Genomic DNA, 19306 nt, shown 5'->3' on the forward strand with positions numbered 1-19306 from the left:
TTTAAGTATCGGCTAGTTGGGGCTAAAAGAAAGACCAATAAATGTAATATCGTCTGATTGTTCCCGATTTCCTCTGAATTGTGTCATTCTTTGGTCGAGGAATGAGGGAAGTTCTTTGACCGTTTTGTCTGCATTATAATGCAAAAAATCAATAAGAGTGTCCTCTCCGAATATTTCATCGCGTTCACTAAAGGCTTCTGTAATCCCATCCGAATATAAAAATAGTTTCGTTCCTGGTAAAAGTTTTAATTCTTGAACATGGTAATCAGTTTCCAAAATACCTAACACTCGTTGGGTTTTAGAATGTAATTTGATTTGCCCATCAGCACGCATTTCTATCAAGGAAAGATGTCCTGCATTTACATATTTAAATACATTTTCTGTGGAGTCGAATATTCCACCAAGCAAGGTCATAAATTCATTCCCTTTGTATCTCGCACGAAAAAAGGAATTAATTTCTCGGAATAATCCTTCCAGCGAAGTACCATTTCTAAGTTGTTCTCTCACAATACCTTTAATGGCACTCACTAAAAATCCAGTTCCAAGTCCATGACCAGCAACATCACCTAACAAAACAATCATTTTGGTATTAGAAATAGGGATGATATCTAAGTAATCTCCTGAAATACCAACAGCGGGTTTTGATATATAACCGTAATCAATACCTTTTACTTCACTTGGTAGGATCAATCGTAAGGTGTTGTCGACAATGGAAGCTGTTTGTATATCTCTTACAATTTTACGTTTTTGAATTTCATCTTCCAATAAACTATAGTTTTCAAGTAACATTCCTGAAATTTTCACAACTTCATTAATGAATTTTAATTCTCCAATGGAAAAATATTTTTTATCTAATTTTTCTCCGATTAAAATCATAGCTTGGATATTCTTTTTGTTTGAGGAAGAATCATAGGCTGGAAATGCCAATTGAACATGTAATCCTTTCAGAAAATTATAAAGTGTTTCTCTAAGTCCTATTCCATATTCTAAATGTGAGGTGACAGTGACACGATCAGTACTTTTGAAATAATTCCAAATCTCTGATTGTGGGGAGATTCTCATAAAATCAATATTTCTGAGATCAGTATTTGCAAATTGATCACCTGGAATAAGGATGATTAAATTAGAAACATTTACCGTTTCCTTAACAGTTTTGTTAATCGTGAGAATTGTTTTTCTCATTGATAATGGCGAAGATAACAATGCAGTGATTTTATTGATACCGGCACTGAGTTTTGGATTTTTCTCAAAAAACCAATAGTCGAAAAATTCCTTCACTTTAAGTTTCAGCGGAATTAAATATGCTGTTACTAAAAATAAAAAGATAAAATTAAAAACCCATCTATCTTTTAAGTAACGGATGGGTAAAAGATAATCTAAAACAAAAATAGATCCAACATATGTTCCTAAAATAATAGCTACTAAAATTAAAGTAATAATACTCGGTGTAAAGATTACAAACGATGGAACAAAAGTGTAACGATATGTACCATAGAAAAAACTGAGTATAAATAATAAGTATGTAAATATAAAGAAAGATCGGTGAACATAAAACCAAGGATAACCATCAAAAAATAAAATACTTGTAGGTAAGGCTACATAGATGACAATAGAAAATACTAACACCAACCGTTTTAGAAGTGCTTCTTCTTGAGGTTTTGATCGTATTAACTCAACGACATTTGCAATGATATTTATCGATCCAAATAAAACAGTTATTGCATGTGCAACAATTCCTATTCGTTCAATCAGAATTAAATCATACTTCTCTTGTGATGCAATCATTGCCATAATGAAAGATATCAACACTTGTGGTAATAACCATTTTGAATTAATTTCTTTCCCTCGAAGGCGATAGATTAAATGGTATTGTAAAAAACTTCCTAAATATAAGGTTAATATGAATAAAAATATGGAATTTTTGAAAGCGAGTACAAATACATTGGATAAAATAATTAATCCAAAATTAAAGAAAAATCCAAATATTAATGCATCTCTGGTTGAATAATAAAAATAAACAGCAATTGCTAGACTAAAAAATGCTAAAAATAAATCAGAAAAAAATACACCTAGAACATCTGTTTTGCGAATATTCTTTAATTTAAATTCTTCTTCGTAAATTTCTCCCTGTGAGTTTTTAAGTTTTAACGTATAGGAATCTATACCAGACAAGTCACCAATGGATTCAAACCTTTCCAAATCGGAAGTGACAATTGAATTTCCCCAATGGGCCCTATTGTCTTCACCAATATTAACAATCAATCCTGATGGGTAATAATAAAAGGGAAGTTTTTTTGAACTATTTTGAATTCCAATAAACGAAAAAAACAGGATAAGGAAAAATAGTAAAGAGGAGAGGATTGTGATTGCCAGTTCTCTCATTGGACTTCCAGCTCTTTAAAATTAAATTTTAATACAGGTTCTCCACGCTGTTGTATGATGATGGGGCCTTTGTCCATACTAATCATATTTTTCCAACCCATACTCGCCACAACTTCTTCCGAATTTCTGATAATCTTAAATTGTTTTCCTTCTTGAATGATATAAAGTTCAGAATAACCAATTTTACCTATGATCATTTCATAGTTTTCTTTCCAGTCTAACTTTTGAAAGGTGGATTGGATGAGTGTTTTAATATCAGAAAAACCCTTCAGTAATTTTAATCTAGATTGTGAGTATACCACTCCTAAAATATAAGAAAGAATAATGCCAATATGTTGGTATGATTTTCCTGCATTTAAAATGACAAAAAACCAACTACCATCCTCTACTTGAAAAAATTCTATTAAGTTTCGATTGGTTCGTTTAAAAGGTATAATCTCCCAACCAAGAATATTCGGAATTGTTCCTGTTTCTAATAAATTTTGTACACGTACAGCATACTCCGCTTCTTTTTGGTACTTTTTATTTTCAGAGATGTGATAAGAGAGGATATGATTATGAATTGTAAGTGCGGATTGACCTGCTAATAAGGACAAACTGTGACTGGCGTCTGAATTTGGAATATTGGATACTGCAATGAATCCAAATAATTTTTCTCGAAAGATAAATGGATAAATATAATTGGCATGTAATTCCATGAAGTCATTGTTAATGTTTTCATTTGAGAATGTATTTGCAACGGATGCTCCATTACGATTTGCTAATAAAAACGATTGAAAACTCGATTTTACTAAAATGTCTTTTGTTGGACTTAATTTTTTTTGTCTTCCACGAAAGTAGGAGTGAAAAGCAAAGGTTCCATTTTGAGTTAAAACTGCCATCGTACCGGATTGACTGCCAGTAATTTTCACCATATCGGGAAAAACATTTTTAATCAACGCATCGAAATTAAATCGTTTGATGGCTTGGCGATAAGACTCTGCGTCTTCAGTCAAATATTCTGACAAAAACTTTGTTCGCATATACCTTGCTAATCGTTCAATCAATGGCAGATATAAAATTAGAGCAAAAGCACTTGTCAAAAGAAGTGCTAATTCCAATCGATATGACATGGTTTCAGGTATCTGAACTAAAATGATGAAATAAGAAACATACACTAATAAAATAAAAACAGATCGAGTGAATAAGTTTGTAACCGAAAGTTTTAATTGGTAACTTGACGGTAAAAAAAATTTCAATGTATTTCTTATTTTATTTAAACTCATGTTGTGTAATAGGCATTTTCTTGGATGTATCCTTCCGTAAAGTCACAACTCCAAAAAGTTTTTTGAAAGTTACCAGTATTGAGTTCAACCGTAATGAAAATTTCTTCATTTGATTTTAAATATTCGGCTAACTTTGATTTGGTCTCATTACTTGCACCTTTAACGGAAATCCCACCCAATTGGATTTCTAAGTGATCATATGGAATTGGTTCGTCAAAAACTTTACCAATTGCCATGATGAAACGTCCCCAGTTTGGATCCCCTCCGTAAATAGCGGTTTTGACGAGAGGTGAGTTTAAAATTGATTTTCCAATCTTTGTAACTTGGAGATCGTCTCTTCCATTTTTAACAGTCAGTTCAATTAATTTACTCGCACCCTCACCATCTCTTGCAATTTTTTTCGAAAGTTCTGTGGCTATGTCTTTTAACATAGATTCAAAATCCTGATCGGGGATGATTCCTAGTTTACCAGAGCACATTAATACAACGGTATCACTCGTGGAAGTATCCGAATCGATAGTGATACAGTTGTAAGTTCGATCCACAACACGTTTTAGAATTCCTTTTAGATCTTTCGACTCAGGTAAAAAATCGCATAGGATATAGGATAACATCGTCGCCATATTAGGTTCGATCATACCTGCACCTTTTGCAATTCCGTACATCACACCTTCATTTCCGTTATGTGAATATGTTCGATAGGAAATTTTTTTCTTTGTATCTGTCGTCATTATGGCTTCAGCTACTTCATCTAAATTTCCAGGTTTTAAGTTTTCTTTGGCAGTTGTGCAGGCAGTTAAAATTTTTTCGATAGGAAGAGGAACACCAATCACTCCCGTGGACGAAGGCAAAATATCTTCTTTGGTTATCCCCAATGATTTGGCTAAGGTTTCACAAATTTGATAGGAGTCCTTGATTCCTTTTTCACCAGTAGCCACATTGGAATTTTTGGAATTGATGACGATGGCTTGTAAGTATCCATCTTTGATATGATCACGGCCAACATAAATGGGAGCTCCAGGAAAATTATTCCGAGTGAATACCGCAGCCGCAGAACAGCGAACCTCAGAATAAATCACAGCAAAATCTAAACTTGTATCTTTGATTCCAATATTTTTGCCAAAGGAGTAAAATCCCAAAGGATACTTCATAATTACCTACCGGATACCAATATTCTATCCAGGGACTTCTCTTACGAGAATCTATTTTTTAGGAAAAACAAAGGAGAAAATGGATCCACCTTTTGGGTTGGGAGACACAGAAACTTCACCAGAATGTAACCTTGCAATGTGTTTTACAATGGAAAGTCCAAGGCCAGTCCCACCCTCTTTTCGCGAGCGGTTGGTATCAACTCTGAAAAAACGTTCAAAAATCCTTTCTGCGTCTTCAGAAGAAATACCAATTCCTTGGTCGATAACTTGGATCACATTCTGTTCTTCAGTGGTGGAAACTTTGACAATGACACTGGAACCTTCTGGGCTATAGGCAGATGCGTTTGATATCAAATTTACAAGTAAATCTTCCAATAACAATCGATCCGCTCGAACCTTTAGATCAAATGGAATGTCGAGAACCAAGTTTTGTTTTTTCTGAGAATAAATCACTCCAAGAGATTCCGAAACATTTTTGACCAATTCTAAAATAGAAACATCTGTAAGATTTAAAACTGTTTTGTGGTTTTCCAATCTTGAAACTGTTAACATGTCTTCTACAATTCGTATGAGCCGATCTGTGTTTCGAAGAATTGCATCCAAAAATTTTCGTTCGTTCGAATCAGGTGGAAGTTTTAGTTTATATTCTAAAGTTTCCGCATAACCTTTGATAGATGTAATTGGGGTTTTTAATTCGTGGGATGCGTTTTGGAAGAATTGTTCTCTTATCAATTGATTTTGTCTGTCTTCCGTAATATCGGATATCACTCCAATATATAATTGAACCATGGCATCTGATTTAATAGGATAAATTCTAGCTGTGTAAAAATGAAGTCCATCCTGGAATTCAGTTTTTCCTTCTTTTCCAGATTTAATTTTATCGGTGATAAAATTAAGCAGTTCTTTGTTTTTGATTGAGGGTATAAATTCTTTGAATTGCGAATTTTTCTCAATTAAGGTTTCTGCAATATTTCGATTCAAAAATAGAAATTTATGATTTCTATCAATTGCAAAAACACCCTCTTTTAAATTTTGAAGTAAGTAATTAAATTTTTCCTTTTCAACGGTAAGATCTAAAAATTGAACTTTAAGTCGCCTCGCCATTTCATTGATAGAAGATGCAAGTGTTGCCAATTCCCGAATGTCAGGTGATGACAATTCAACACCAAAATCACCTGCATTGATTTCTTTTGTTTTTTTCTCAACCGTTGCAAGTGGGTCTGTGATTCGCATTGCAATGTTTGTTGAAATATAAAAAGTCCCAAATATGGCAATGAGTACAAAACCAAATAGGATAAGTGGTCTTACGGCTGGGACAACCAAATCATAAATATAAAATACACCCAATGCAAGGGTCAAAAGTACAAGTAAAAGACCCCAATTGAGAAGGAGAAGTGTTGAAAAAAAACTACGCATCTCGGAATCGATAACCGACTCCGCGGATCGTTTCGAGTCGTTCTTTTTCTGAGAGTAGTTTATCTCTTAATCGTTTGATATTCACATCTACTGTTCGATCGGTGACAAAAACGTCTTTACCCCAAATTCTATCTAAAAGTTTGTCTCGTGAAAAGGCAACTCCTGGATTTCCAGCAAACAGCTGTAATAATTTAAATTCGATTAACGTTAGGTCAATCTCGGTTCCTTCGACAAAAACTTTGTGAGCAGTTGGATTGATTTGGATTTTTCCAGTGGTGATTGTCCCCTGTACTTCTTGGCTCGGATCTGTTGTCCTTCTTGTAACAGTTCGTACTCGTGCTACCAGTTCTCTAATATTAAAAGGTTTACGGATATAATCATCTGCACCTAACTCAAGTCCCAGTACCACATCGGTTTCGCCTGTTTTTGCAGTGACCATTAGGATTGGGATTTGTGGGTACTTTTCTTTGATCCTTCTACAGAGATCCATTCCACCGATACCAGGTAACATTAAATCTAAGATAATGCCATCAGGGAGATTTTTTTCTAAACGAGGGAGGACTTCCATTCCATTATGGCAAACTTCCGTTTGGAATCCTTCTTCTTCCAAATGAAATTGGATGAGGCCGGCAATGTCTTCTTCGTCATCTACGATCAATATTTTCATGAATTGCCTTTAAAATAGCAGTGATTCATTACAAAAAGAATACAAAATGATGACAAAAAATCGATTCCCGATCATTTACCAAGCATTTGGTTGATGTCTCGGATCGCTTTTCGTTGGCGAAGAAGTATCAACCCTAAAAATCCAGTGAACAATAGGAAAGCCAGTACATAGACCCAGAGTAACGATCTTAATCGCGCTTGTTCTTTTTCGATCGCTTGGATTTCTTCTAAATGTGAGATGAGAAAGTAAAAATGATCTGCTTTTGGATAGGATTTTTTCACTTCCAACCGTAAATCGGAGACAAGAACCTTTGCTTCTTCTTTGGAAAGAGATTCCACTAAACGGATCGACTTGTCTAGGTCCATGTTCAAAAAATCTTCTGCTGATGGGAGTGGTTCTGCAGACAATGTGGATACGAATAAAAATAAGAAGGAAAATAAAAGACCTTTCACAAACGTTTAAACCTCTTCAAATCCAAGTTTCTCTTTCCATGCATTCAGAAAAGGAATTCTTGTGTTGAGGAGTAAAAAGCCAAGCACTAAGGAATAAAAACAAAAAAACAAACTCGAACTGATGAGGAGAGGGAGTAAATAAATGGAACTCTCATCTTGTTGGATGGAAAAAAGCATCGTTCCGAACGGAATCAGTAATAACAAAAAGGAAACAAAGAGAGAAGAGAATAAAAACTTAAGAGGCAAAATTTGGCTTAACACTCTGACTCTGATGATAGAAGGAACTTCCATGTGTTTTAAAAATGGATCTGGCTCAGAGAAAATACCTTCGGGAAAAATAATCCTTTTATCCTTCAATTTCATGAGACCACCATTTTCTTAAAAGTTCCTTACCCCGTGAGATATGACTTTTTATTGTGTTCAGTTTGATATTGAGATCGTTCGCAATTTCCTTCAAAGGTTTGTTCTCAAAATAATGCAAATGGATCGGCAGTTGGTATGATTTGGGGAGTTTTGCGATGAGTGAATGTAATGTGAGCTGAGTTTCTTCTTTGTCCAAAATTTCGGCAACTGAAGGTTTGGATTTGTCTGCAACAGTTGATACGTCTTCTGTCCAATCAGTGATGAGATGAGATTTCTTTTTGTTAACTTTAGTTAAGCGAAATTTTGCAATTTGAAACAACCATGTAGAAAATTGAGCTTCTCCACGGAATTGACTTAAGGATTCGTAGGCTTTGAGAAAAACTTCTTGGGTGAAATCCTCTGCTTCCTCTTCCGATAAAAAAGCTTTGCGTGCTTGAGAAAATACCATCCCCTGGTACCGTTTCATCAGTACTTCAAATTGAGAAACATCTCCATGTAAAACCAACTGGATGGAATTCCAGTCTTCGTCGTTACATTTCCGTTTGGTCTCTGTTAACGGCTCAGTTTGTAAAAGGTCAAGAGACCGAGTCCAATTGCGAATGGGATTAACCCTCCTAACATCGCCATAGAACGACCTAAGACGAGTATAAATACAAACGATAACGTAAATCCAGTGAATGTCAACAAAAGACCTAGTAAAAAAGAATACAATCTGATGTCAAAACTCCAAGGTTTGTACTGACCTGACTGGATCAGTGCCATTTTCTGTTTATGCCACCATTGGAACAAAAAAAACAAAAATGTGGTCCCAAAAATGATCCCAATATGGGGAACTAAATACAAAGCCAGTCGGTAAGGATCAGAACCACCTTGGTTTTGAATTTCTCTTAATAGTGTAACGATTGTTTCATACTGCTCGGGTGTCATGAAACAGCTTCTCCAATTAAATTTGATGCGTATGTACTAAGAAGAGACATACCTTCTGATTTGTCACATTGGAAAATTTGTAATCCAATATTCGTGGTATCATTGTCTCCTTTTTTTAGACTTCGTAAACTTCCAAAAAATGTGTAAGGAGAAGAGTTGATTTTTAATTGGAAAGAAACTGGTGAACCTACGGGTCTTCCATCGATATTTGTTCCTTTTGGAAGAGTCATTCCAATCCCACGTCCATCTTGGCTAATGTCTCTAACGGGCGTTGTGCGAATGATTGTTTCCCAATCTTTTGCATAGGCAAATTCAAGTTGGAAAACAAATTCTTCCGCTTTTTGGTCTAAAAAGTTAAGTAAGGGGCCAATCCCTTCTGGTCCTTCGATATTCGATTGTAAAACCGGGTTTCCTAAGTCTGGTAAATTACTGATGATTTCAAAGTACCCTAAGAGTACCTTACCATTGGCAAAAAATGGGAAAATTAGTGTAGATTTTGTATTGCTGAGCAATAACGAATCCAAATAGGAACGGACGTAAATTTCACTCAATTTTTTGGGACTATAAAATCCTCGATCGGTATAAAAAATTCTTCGATTCGCATCACGGACGTAATATGGAGCTTTGGATGTAGCGAGGGCTTCCATAAGCTGGGTGTCCGCTGCATAATAAAAACCGATTTGGACTCTTTTGATAAAATAACCAAAATTCGTTAGCACTTGTTCTAGGTGGATTTGCCACTGGTTCAATGTTTGGTTGATGATCGAGGTTTTTCCGTAAATGGAAATCACTGTGCCTAAATCTGCGGTTTGTGCCATCTTCAAATCATAAGCAGAAATATCTTCGATCGATGCTCGTTTTGCGGAACGTTCCAAAGGTTCGATTAAAATTTCGTATACTTGTAACAAATCGTCTTGGTATGGGTTCACTGGTTTCACCCGAAGTTCCACACGATTTTCCTTTAGGACACAAACCAAAGATTTTGGTTTTGAGACCATGGGTTCCGTCGTTTCAATTGTGATGTGAACGGATTTTAAGATATCATTGACCGCAACTGGATTGGTAAGCGTGAATTTTTGATTGGTGTCACGGTCTTGAAGAACCGTAGTTGTCAGTTTGGAAACTATCCCTAAAAGTGTCCTTTGGTCAGTCAGTCTATATTTTTTCATGGTCTAATGAGTATGATACGTAAAATCCTAATTTTCGCCATAGTTTTTCCATCCTTTTTGCCTCTTTTGGCAGAAAAACCTAAATACCAATATTTTGGTAAGGCATATGAACTAAACACAGGAAAGTATATTTATTCGGATAATCATAAAGAATATTATAATAATGGAAAACACACTCACTCCGAAATCCAATACAAAGATGCGAATGGAAAAGTATTTGGTTCCAAACACATTGAGTTTGATCAAAATTCGGAAGTACCAACCTTTAAAACCGTTGATGATAGAGATGGTTATACGGAAGGAGCCGATGTAAAAGGAAAATCAGTTCGCCTATTTTTTAAACGTAAAAAAGAAGATCCTCTTTCTGAGAAAACATATACTCCCAAATCTCCTGCAGTGATGGACGGAGGATTCGATTATTTTGTAAGGAACAATTGGGAACCATTGTCTAGAGGAGAGAGAATGTCTTTTCACTTCATCGCTCCCGTACAACTTGATGATTATAAATTTGCAGTTTTAAAAACCAAAGATGGTGAGTGGAAAGGAAGACCGGCTCTTTATCTCAGATTAGAAATCGATAACTTTCTTTTGAAACAAGTTGTGAAACCATTCCTTTTGGTTTATGATGTGCAAACTCGTCGGATCTTACAATTCGAAGGTCTTTCTAATATCAATGACGAAAATGGAAAAAGTTTGAAAGTGAAAATTGTTTATGATTATCCAAAGGATGTATTGGAACCTTGACAAAAAGGAGTTTCGACCAATTTTTTAAAAACCCTCGGCATTGGAGGGAAGATTTGGTTGCGGTCGGTGGTGATTTCTCCGTTGATCGGCTGTTATACGCCTACACACATGGCATTTTTCCTTGGTCTGAGGATCCTATTCGTTGGTATTGTTTGGATCCTCGTGCCATTTTTGACATTCATCGAGTTCATTTTTCTAAAACCGTTCTTCGCAAAGTAAGGCAAAAAAAATTTCGTATCAGTTTTAATGAAGCATTCCCGATTGTCATGCAAGCGTGTTCTTATCGGGAAAAGGATAACACCTGGATCACTCCTGGTTTTATCGATGGTTATTTGGAACTCCACAAAAAAGGTTGGGCGCATTCAGTGGAAGTATGGAATGCTGAAAATGTTTTAGTGGGTGGAGTGTATGGAGTTGCGATCGGCAAGTTTTTTGCTGGGGAAAGTATGTTTTCCTTTGAATCTGATGCAGGAAAAATTGGCCTCTTTCATTTGTTTGCAAAACTGAAAGAATCAAATTTTGAGTTATTTGACACCCAACAGCTCAACCACGTGACTTGGCAATTGGGCGCTTATGAAATTCCCAAACTCTCTTATTTGGATCGATTGGAACGTGCAATCAAAGATATGGTTCCTTGGGTCATTCCACTTTCACACGACTGATTTCATCTAAATCTACTTTCCAAAGTTTTTGTAATTCTTCTGTTACCCCTTCCCATTCTTTTTCTCCAATCATCGGTGCTTTGAATGGATCGAAGTTTGGATGGTTCTCAAAGAACTTTGTAATCTCCATTTGTTTCATCGTAGTTCGGTAAATCTCAGCTTCTTGGATTTCTGTTTCTGGATTTTTTTCCCCTTGGATGAAGAAAGGTTTGGAAAGGCTAAGTGACAATAAATCAAAATGGTGAAGGTTCAATACATATCCAATGCGTAATAAAACCAAACTATGGTATTCGGTCATCACCTTGCGGTACTCAGATGGATCATTGAATGTTAAAGCACTGTTACTACCATATGTGATATGAACTTCGTTCTGTTTGTCTTTGTTAAGCGATGATTCGATGTTTTTAAATTCTGTTCCCAGTATCTTTGGCAAAATTGTTTCCGCAAAAGGAATGAGGGAACTTGTGTTTTGATCACGTAAGGAAGTGATTTCTTCTTTCGTGATTTCTCTCGGGCGACAACCCGAGAGCAAAACAAGAGTTATCATCAAATTGAGAACTAGATTCATCTTAATTTTGTTTTGACTTAATTTTGGCAAATTCAACATCAATACGTCCCGTTAACATTTTGAAGTACATCATCCAATCAGAAACAAAGGAATAAATCGGGTAAGTAAATGTTGCAGGGCGATTTTTTTCGACAAAGAAATGTCCGATCCATGCAAAGAAATACCCACTAACAAGTGCCAAACCTAAGATATACAACTTAGCAGTTGCGATAAATCCTAAAATACAACCTAAAGCAAGACTTGAGCCTACAAAATGTAACGCACGGTTAAACGGATGGCTATGTTCTTCTAAATAGAATGGGAAAAAATCTTTGAGTGTTTTGTACTTCTTTTCCATAAATTGGTCCTTTCTCTAAACCTTAGTCGATCTTTTCACTTTGCCAACACAAAAATCATTCCAAATATTAGAGTTTGTCCCTAGTTTTTGAAACTATATTCGAGAATTCAGATATGATTTTAAAATAGAGTTGCACGTTAGTGGGTACAAACTAATGTGCATTAACATTTAGAATCTAACAGAGAGTTAAATTTAGCAAAAAGTAGGAGAATGTATGAAGCCTAAATCGATTAAACCGGATGAGTTAAACAAGATTTTTTCCGAACTAAAAAAAGGAGAGGAGTCTGCCATCGGAAGTTATTTGGTAAAAGGAGTTCGTCTTCAAATCAGTAAATACAATTTATCAGGTGCCGAACGAGTTCAATTGTTATACAAAAGAAGAAGAGCACAAGGTTTGTGTATTGTATGCGGAAAAAAAGTCACAAAGAAAAATCCATCGACAGATCAACTTTATAGACTCTGTGAGGAACACCGCAATAAGATTGATAAAGGTTCTAAGTAATCTATTCTTTGGTAGAGTTTCCCGCCTTTCGATGCGGGAGCTCCTGCCAGACTGCTTCTTTTTCCTCATCGGTCATACTGGACCAAGCCCCGATTTCTTCGATTGTTCGGTAACAACCAGCACAAAACCCAGATTCTGGATCCATCATACAGATTTTAATACATGGTGATTTTCGAGACATAGACCTGAAAATAGTAAATTTTTATAAATTTTCCTAAGCTAGTTTGGGAATCCGTCGATCCTTCCCATAAGGGAAAAGGAATTCGCATGTTGGATTGGGTAGAATCACTTAGAAGTTTATTTACTACAGAAATAGACTGTTACAAGCGCCTTTTGGATTTGGAAGGCAAAAAAAGAAATGCCATCCACCAAGCGGACGGCAAATCACTCGAGTCCTTTGTCAAAGAAAGTTATCATATCATGGTAGAAGCATCGGAATTGGAACGAATTCGGATGAAAACTATAGAAGATGTCTATGAAAAGGAAAAGTTTCAAAAAGACGAATCTTCCATCACACTCACTCATTTTTTAAACCAAATGGACCGCGAGTCCAATTTTAAACTCAAAACCTTTGCGTTAGAATTAAAGAAGGTAGTGGCAGATTTAAAAGACGCTATCATCACCAATGACAAACTGTTACGAACCAGAAAAGAATTTTTACAAGCAACTGTTGACTCACTTCAAGAGTTATCCCGTGAAAAGGTGTATACCTCTCACAAACAACCAACAAGGCGTGGGCAGAGCCAAAAAGGCGCGATCATTTTGAACGCGACTGCCTAGGAGAATCGTATGGGATCAACATTCCAAGGTATAGAAATCGGAAAACGAGGACTTTCGGTCCACCAACAGGCTATCCAAACCACAGGTCATAATATTTCCAACGCGGATAACAAACATTATGCGCGTCAACGAGTTGTCATGAACAGTATGGATCCGATTTATGATCCTGCCTTCAATCGTGCAGAAGTTCCTGGCCAAATTGGCCAAGGGGTAAAAATTTCTGAGATTGAACGAGTTCGTGATAATTTTATTGATGATCGCATCATAGATTCCTCTTCCTTAAAAGAATATTGGGGCAAAAAAAATGATTATTTGTACCAAGTAGAAACAGTTTTTAATGAACCAACGGGAACCACACTTAGGTCCATGATGGATCAGTTTTGGTCTTCATGGGAAGACCTTTCGAACTATCCAGAAGAGACTGCTCACCGTGCCGTCGTACAAGAAAAAGCAGAAGCACTTGGATCACGAATGGAAGATGTGTACAGAAAACTTTCTCTTCTCCGTGACCAATCGAATCGGGAAATTGAAGCAAAAGTAAACCATCTCAATACTGTTTCCGAAAACATAAAATCTCTAAACGAAAAAATCACAAAATCACAAGCATTAGGTGATAATCCCAATGACCTTTTGGATAGACGTGATGAACTTTTACAAGAATTAGCTGGTATGGCCGATATCACCATCGGACGTAGTGATGAAGATGAACTTATGGTTTTTATTGGCCAACAAATCCTCATCCAAGGGCAAAAGGTTCATAAAATCGATTTGGTAGGAAATCCAAACAATGATGGACTACTTGATTTAAAATGGTCTGAAACTGGAGATACAGTCCTTCTCCGAAAGGGAAGTATCCAAGCTCTATATGAAATCCGAGATCGGATCCTTGTCGAAAAAATCAATGCTGTAGATGCACTTGCCATCAACGCCATGGATGTGATCAACGAAATCCATAAAGATGGGTTTGGTCTGAATGGCAAAACCAATGTGAACTTCTTTGAACAAAGGGCACTTGCCACGAATACATTCGGAGAAATTGATACTGATGGGGATGGACTCAACGATAAAACAGCAGTGTTTCGTGTGACAGGTCGCACTTCACTCGATCCTGATCGCCCCATTGGAATCTCAGGGACAATGCGATTTTTAAAAGCAAGTCCAGGTGGCGAAACGGAGATCCTAGTACCATATTCCAAAGATGATACCTTAAATGCAGTCATCAAACGAATCAATCGTTCGGAAACTGGTATTGTAGCTTACATGTCGCATGACAACCAATTGGCGCTAAAAGCCACAACAAACCCAAACGATAAAAAAGAAAACTTTATGATCCGCCACTTGGAAGATTCTGGAGAACTCCTGGTAGGTCTCACTGGAATTTTGACTGCCTCAGGAATATCGGGATCCTTTGATTACCGTAAAATTGGTGAGATCAATAAGTTCCAATCCAATGCCCAAGACATCACACTCACACCGATGTACCACCCATCTTCTTTTTTTAAGATGTCTGACGATGTGAGAAATAACCCTGCAAACATTGCAGCTGGTCGGGGTAAGGATGTGAATGGTTCCGGTGATTACAATTCACCAAACGGTCAAAAAGACGGATCCAATGCACTTCTGATAGCAGCGGCCCTTCGCGAAAAACCAGTGATGTTTGATTATTCCAAAACAACGGATGATTTTTACAACTCACTGATTTCAAGACTGGGAACCGAAGCTCGTGAAGCAAAACAAGAGTATACTACTCAAAACGAACTTATGGTGGAACTAGAAAACATGCGGCAGTCGGTAATGGGTGTGAACTTAGATGAGGAGATGGCCAATATGGTTCAGTTCCAACAATCTTATAATGCCTCGGCTCGGATGATCTCCACACTCAATGAAATGTTAGATACCATCATCAATAGGTTAGGTGTATAATCATGATCAGAATCACTAACATGATGCAAAACAATTCCTTGGTGCGAAATTTAAACCGCCACCAAGTAGCAATGGATGAAACCCAAACACAGCTAGGGACTGGACTAAAAATCCGTAAACCATCGGATGATCCGGGTGCTGCCACAAACCAGATGTATTTTCGATCTCGCCTCAATGAACTTTCCCAATACGAAGAAAACATTGGGGACGGATACCAACGTCTGCAACAGATTGATGGTGTCCTCGATAAGATGGGTGAAATTTTCCAACGGGTACGTGTTTTAACCGTACAAGCGGGGAATGGTATCTACCAAGGGGACAAAGGGTTTGAACTCGAAGTTGCCATTGGAAAAGAAATTGACCAACACTTACGTGCCATTGTAGATCTTGCTAACGCACGTGATGCGACGGGACAACCTTTGTTTGGTGGTCATGTGATTGAAAGACCTCCATTTGAACCAATTGAATCAAAAATTAAGGGATTGCAAGGTCTAGAACTCAAAAACCAATACGTGGGTGTGGAATACCGCGGGGACATTGGCGAACAACTCCGTGAGATTGAAAAAGGGGAATACATCCCTATCACGATCCCAGGGAACAAAGTGTTTTGGGGAACAAACGTAAGTGTCACATCCAAAGTGGATAACTCTGCTTACCAAGCTACTTCTGACCAAAAGTTCAAAATTGATGGAGTAGAAATCCATATCTCTGTGGGTGACACCATTGATGATGTCATTGATAAAATCAATAATGCTCCTTTGGAAGTAAAAGCGAGTAAACTTGCCCAAGATAATATCTCCATTTCTTCCACAGCTCCTCACCAAATTTGGTTAGAAGATGTAGATGGTGGAACTGTGTTACGCGATATCGGACTCATTGAACCAAGTGCCAGTGAACCACCAAATAATTATTCTAAATCAGCAACGGTAACAGGACTTTCTGTTTTTGATACTCTCATCCAACTTCGAAATGATCTCATCCAAAAAGACCAAGAAAGAATTGGTGGTCGCGATTTAGGTGATTTGGACTTAGCTTTAGAAAATATTTTACGCCACCGATCTACTATTGGTGCACGTATGAATCGTTTGGAACAACATGAAGAACGAGTTTCTTATGATAAGATGTACATGACGGAATTACTTGCTAAAAATGAAGGCATTGATTTTCCGGAAACCATTATGAATATGAAGTGGTTAGAAACAATTCATAGTTATGCACTCAATGTTGGATCTAAAATCATCAAACCAACTTTGATGGATTTCCTTAGGTAATTGGGATTAAATGACAGGCACATTAGAAAGATTAGAAACAACAGGAACTAGAATGTCGGTAACGATTCATACAAAACCTTTCGGAACCATCCAAGTGGATTCAAAACAAATTCTTAAATTCCCACAAGGGTTACTTGGATTTGAAGAATTTGATGAATATGCACTGATCGAAGAAAGTGCAGAAAGTCCATTCAAATGGTTACAATCCACAAAAGAGTCAGGTCTTGCATTTATTGTGATCCAACCTGAACTGTTTATGAATCATTACAAACCTGCAATCAGTGACGAAGAGTTACATGATATCGGTTTAACTAGTTGGAAAGATGGCATTATTTTTCTCATTGTTACCATTCCTCATGACAACCCAAAAGGCATGACTGCAAATTTACAAGGGCCAATAATCCTGAACGGAAAAGAAGGAAAAGGAAAACAATGTATTTCTAGAGATGAGAACCATCCAATTCGCAAAAATATAATAGAGTCAATGGAAGAAATGTCTTCCGAAAAGGTTTAGCTCGTGTTAGTTTTAGCAAGGAGAAGTAACCAATCCATTATGATAGGAGATGACATTGAAATTGTCATCGTTGATATCAAAGGGGATCAAGTGAAGATTGGTGTCAAAGCTCCTAAAAATGTTTCTGTACATAGAGCAGAAGTGTACAAAGAAATCCAAGAAGAGAACAAAAAAGCTGCAGGTACAAATATCAAACCTGAAGACTTAGGTAAATTGGGAGACCTATTTAAGAAGAAAACTTAACTTGATCTTTCTCTAATCATAACATTCTCTGGAAACAAACTCCAGGGAGTGAATTTATCTCTTGAAACGAAAAATATTAGTTTGGCTTTTACCTCTTATTATCGTTTGGCTACAACGATTCATCGGCCTCACATCGCGATTTCGCATTTTCAAAAACGAACAATACGAAGAAATTTTTAAAAACAAAAAACCATATATCTATTCTATTTGGCATACGAACGTATTGTACTCTCCCTATCTTCATCGAAATAAAAAAGTAGCTGTCTTGATTTCAGAATCGAAAGACGGAGATTTTATCAACCAAGTAGTTCACCGTTTTGGGAATTCAAGCATTCGAGGCAGTAGTTCCAAAGGTGGATCAAAAGCATTAAAAGCAATGATCCAACATTTAAAAAAAGGATTACCTGCCGCATTCACTCCTGATGGACCAAGAGGACCCGCGTTAATTTTACAACCTGGAATCATTGCAGCTGCACAAGTCACACAAGTTCCCATCGTTCCTTTTCATTATGAATGTTCTCGTCAATGGATTTTGGAAAAAGCGTGGGACAAACATAGGGTTCCAAAACCTTTCACAACCTTTGTTGTCTCTTATGGGGAACCAATTTACGTTCCTCGTGAATTAAACGAGGTGGAATTTGAAAATATGAGATTGAAAGTCGAAGAAGCTATGTTAAAAAATAGAGATAAAGCGATTCAGGAAGCGGAACGAATTCGTACAGGAGATTCCAAATGACAGCAGTATTTGAAGACAAAGTAATCGTCACAACTGAAAACACGAAATACGAAACCAAAATCACAAAAGGCAAACACCATTGGATCGCCGACGAACCAGCGGATAAAGAGGGAACTGATTTAGGGCCGATGCCAACGGAACTACTTGCGTCTTCCTTAGGAGCATGCACTTCGATTACGATTCGAATGTATGCCGACAGAAAAGGGTATTCTTTAGACGCAGTTTCTGTCCAGATAACGATTGATAAACGTTCCCCTGAAGACCACAAATTCATTCGCGAAGTGACTCTCAAAGGTAATTTAAAACCTGAAGAAAGGGACCGATTGTACTCAGTTGCCAATGCCTGCCCCGTTCACAAGATTCTCACTGGGAAAATAGAAATCGAAACTCTTTTACTCCCTTAAACCCACATGGGGATGACAGTGGCAGATCCCCCTGCCCATTCGATCTTTGTGTGAAAATGTTTCCCTTCTCGAATTCTTGGGACTTTTGCTCCATTTACATAAAAAGTCCCACCAGTGTATTCATGTGTTTCCCTTTCTTTGGTTTTGCTAATGGAATGGTGCATATGGCCAGAAAGGACAAGGGGAACTTTTTTCCCAATTGATTTGGCATATTGAATGGCTTCCGTTAAATCGGCATCACCCCAATCACCACCTTCCTTTTTAAATTCAGCACCGTACATCGCATTTTTAGCAGAACCGAGCCCAAAAGGCCCGTTATGCGAAAGGAAGAGTAAATGTTTTTCCTTTGTTCCATCTATTAGGCGTTTGTATGTCTCGATGGAAGTTTCCATATCTGTAACATGATAAGTTTTTTTTAAGTGAGGGGCAAAACTGAGCCCTCCACCCATGGCATGTGGTCGGCCAACGATCAGAGACAAATCCATTTCTTGAGACAAAACAAGTGAACTATATGCAAGGATTGTGATAGGTTTCACACGTTCGGATAGTTTTTGTAACCTCCTACTTTGCCTTAAATGACCTGATTGGATGAGAAGTTTGGAGTGTACAATTTCTCCAATCACGGAGGTGAGACTTGTTCCATCCCAATTTCCAGGAATCATATACGCGCGTTTGGTGAGACCTTGGAAGGAAACCTTTCCTAGTTTTGGATTCCCTCTTAAGTCACCTGTAAAAAATAAAAAGTCATAATCAGACTCATTGAAGTATTCAATGTCTTTTTGGTTCCAATAGCCATGGATGTCTCCAATCAATGCAAATTTCATTTGGGT

General features: G+C 37.1%; 24 protein-coding genes. 10 read left to right on the forward strand and 14 right to left on the reverse strand.

Annotated elements, in window-relative coordinates; all coding sequences use genetic code 11:
• Positions 1–12 precede the first annotated feature (12 nt).
• The 10 genes from DI076_RS14940 to DI076_RS14985 form a co-directional block, all read right to left on the reverse strand.
• The gene (locus DI076_RS14940; protein WP_108960555.1) at positions 13–2382 is read right to left on the reverse strand and encodes a PP2C family protein-serine/threonine phosphatase; all 2370 of its coding nucleotides are present in this window, start codon (positions 2380–2382) and stop codon (positions 13–15) included.
• Positions 2379–3647, reverse strand: a complete 1269-nt coding sequence (locus DI076_RS14945) for a hypothetical protein (RefSeq protein ID WP_108960556.1) — start codon at positions 3645–3647, stop codon at positions 2379–2381. The genes DI076_RS14940 and DI076_RS14945 overlap by 4 nt, the downstream gene beginning before the upstream one ends.
• The gene (gene argJ, locus DI076_RS14950) at positions 3644–4798 is read right to left on the reverse strand and encodes a bifunctional glutamate N-acetyltransferase/amino-acid acetyltransferase ArgJ (protein WP_108960557.1); all 1155 of its coding nucleotides are present in this window, start codon (positions 4796–4798) and stop codon (positions 3644–3646) included. The genes DI076_RS14945 and argJ overlap by 4 nt, the downstream gene beginning before the upstream one ends.
• Positions 4799–4849: 51 nt before the next feature.
• Complete coding sequence (locus DI076_RS14955; RefSeq protein ID WP_108960558.1) at positions 4850–6214, reverse strand: HAMP domain-containing sensor histidine kinase; 1365 nt, start codon at positions 6212–6214, stop codon at positions 4850–4852.
• Positions 6207–6881, reverse strand: coding sequence for a response regulator (locus DI076_RS14960; RefSeq protein WP_108960559.1), 675 nt, complete (start codon positions 6879–6881; stop codon positions 6207–6209). The genes DI076_RS14955 and DI076_RS14960 overlap by 8 nt, the downstream gene beginning before the upstream one ends.
• Before the next feature lie 71 nt (positions 6882–6952).
• Entirely contained in the window at positions 6953–7333 is a 381-nt protein-coding gene (locus tag DI076_RS14965) for a hypothetical protein (RefSeq protein WP_108960560.1), read from the reverse strand.
• A 6-nt stretch (positions 7334–7339) separates the two neighbouring features.
• Complete coding sequence (locus DI076_RS14970; protein ID WP_108960561.1) at positions 7340–7696, reverse strand: hypothetical protein; 357 nt, start codon at positions 7694–7696, stop codon at positions 7340–7342.
• Positions 7680–8162: an RNA polymerase sigma factor gene (locus DI076_RS14975; protein WP_108961000.1), complete on the reverse strand. Its 483-nt coding sequence runs from the start codon at positions 8160–8162 to the stop codon at positions 7680–7682. Before DI076_RS14975 ends, DI076_RS14970 begins: the two co-directional genes overlap by 17 nt.
• Before the next feature lie 86 nt (positions 8163–8248).
• Positions 8249–8623 carry a hypothetical protein gene (locus tag DI076_RS14980; protein WP_100716893.1) on the reverse strand — a complete coding sequence of 125 codons (375 nt, stop codon included), beginning with the start codon at positions 8621–8623 and terminating at the stop codon, positions 8249–8251.
• Entirely contained in the window at positions 8620–9792 is a 1173-nt protein-coding gene (locus tag DI076_RS14985) for a hypothetical protein (protein ID WP_108960562.1), read from the reverse strand. The genes DI076_RS14980 and DI076_RS14985 overlap by 4 nt, the downstream gene beginning before the upstream one ends.
• Before the next feature lie 12 nt (positions 9793–9804).
• On the opposite strand from DI076_RS14985, the gene DI076_RS14990 reads away from it, so the two are divergent.
• Positions 9805–10536, forward strand: coding sequence for a hypothetical protein (locus DI076_RS14990; RefSeq protein WP_108960563.1), 732 nt, complete (start codon positions 9805–9807; stop codon positions 10534–10536).
• Positions 10533–11198: a leucyl/phenylalanyl-tRNA--protein transferase gene (gene aat, locus DI076_RS14995; protein ID WP_108960564.1), complete on the forward strand. Its 666-nt coding sequence runs from the start codon at positions 10533–10535 to the stop codon at positions 11196–11198. Before DI076_RS14990 ends, aat begins: the two co-directional genes overlap by 4 nt.
• On the opposite strand, the gene DI076_RS15000 is transcribed toward aat, so the two are convergent.
• Positions 11176–11766, reverse strand: coding sequence for a hypothetical protein (locus tag DI076_RS15000; RefSeq protein ID WP_108961001.1), 591 nt, complete (start codon positions 11764–11766; stop codon positions 11176–11178). The genes aat and DI076_RS15000 overlap by 23 nt on opposite strands.
• Position 11767: 1 nt before the next feature.
• A complete protein-coding gene (locus DI076_RS15005) occupies positions 11768–12103 on the reverse strand; it encodes an Mpo1-like protein (protein WP_100716889.1) in 336 nt (111 codons plus the stop codon).
• Between the two features lie 214 nt (positions 12104–12317).
• Between DI076_RS15005 and DI076_RS15010 the strand changes: the two genes are divergently transcribed.
• Positions 12318–12605 carry an LIC10235 family protein gene (locus DI076_RS15010; protein ID WP_108960565.1) on the forward strand — a complete coding sequence of 96 codons (288 nt, stop codon included), beginning with the start codon at positions 12318–12320 and terminating at the stop codon, positions 12603–12605.
• A 1-nt stretch (position 12606) separates the two neighbouring features.
• Here the strand turns inward: DI076_RS15010 and DI076_RS15015 are convergent, their stop codons facing one another.
• On the reverse strand, positions 12607–12786 hold the full coding sequence (locus DI076_RS15015; protein WP_108960566.1) for a DUF1289 domain-containing protein: 180 nt from the start codon (positions 12784–12786) through the stop codon (positions 12607–12609).
• 86 nt (positions 12787–12872) lie between these two features.
• Here DI076_RS15015 and flgN point away from each other — a divergent pair, with 86 nt between their 5' ends.
• The 7 genes from flgN (at position 12873) to DI076_RS15050 (ending at position 18476) form a co-directional block, all read left to right on the forward strand.
• Complete coding sequence (gene flgN, locus DI076_RS15020; protein WP_100725800.1) at positions 12873–13385, forward strand: flagellar export chaperone FlgN; 513 nt, start codon at positions 12873–12875, stop codon at positions 13383–13385.
• 9 nt (positions 13386–13394) lie between these two features.
• Positions 13395–15308 (forward strand): flagellar hook-associated protein FlgK, encoded by a 1914-nt coding sequence (flgK, locus tag DI076_RS15025; RefSeq protein ID WP_108960567.1) that lies wholly within the window; start codon positions 13395–13397, stop codon positions 15306–15308.
• 5 nt (positions 15309–15313) lie between these two features.
• Positions 15314–16579, forward strand: a complete 1266-nt coding sequence (locus DI076_RS15030) for a flagellar hook-associated protein 3 (RefSeq protein WP_245918515.1) — start codon at positions 15314–15316, stop codon at positions 16577–16579.
• Between the two features lie 52 nt (positions 16580–16631).
• Entirely contained in the window at positions 16632–17093 is a 462-nt protein-coding gene (gene fliW / locus DI076_RS15035; protein WP_174705089.1) for a flagellar assembly protein FliW, read from the forward strand.
• Positions 17094–17096: 3 nt separating this feature from the next.
• Complete coding sequence (gene csrA / locus DI076_RS15040; protein WP_012390131.1) at positions 17097–17336, forward strand: carbon storage regulator CsrA; 240 nt, start codon at positions 17097–17099, stop codon at positions 17334–17336.
• Positions 17337–17397: 61 nt separating this feature from the next.
• Positions 17398–18072: a lysophospholipid acyltransferase family protein gene (locus tag DI076_RS15045; protein ID WP_108960569.1), complete on the forward strand. Its 675-nt coding sequence runs from the start codon at positions 17398–17400 to the stop codon at positions 18070–18072.
• On the forward strand, positions 18069–18476 hold the full coding sequence (locus DI076_RS15050) for an OsmC family protein (protein ID WP_108960570.1): 408 nt from the start codon (positions 18069–18071) through the stop codon (positions 18474–18476). Before DI076_RS15045 ends, DI076_RS15050 begins: the two co-directional genes overlap by 4 nt.
• On the opposite strand, the gene DI076_RS15055 is transcribed toward DI076_RS15050, so the two are convergent.
• Positions 18473–19300 (reverse strand): metallophosphoesterase, encoded by an 828-nt coding sequence (locus DI076_RS15055; RefSeq protein ID WP_108960571.1) that lies wholly within the window; start codon positions 19298–19300, stop codon positions 18473–18475. The genes DI076_RS15050 and DI076_RS15055 overlap by 4 nt on opposite strands.
• Positions 19301–19306 lie beyond the last annotated feature (6 nt).

The organism is Leptospira ellinghausenii (genome assembly GCF_003114815.1).
GTDB classification, from domain to species: Bacteria; Spirochaetota; Leptospiria; order Leptospirales; family Leptospiraceae; genus Leptospira_A; species Leptospira_A ellinghausenii.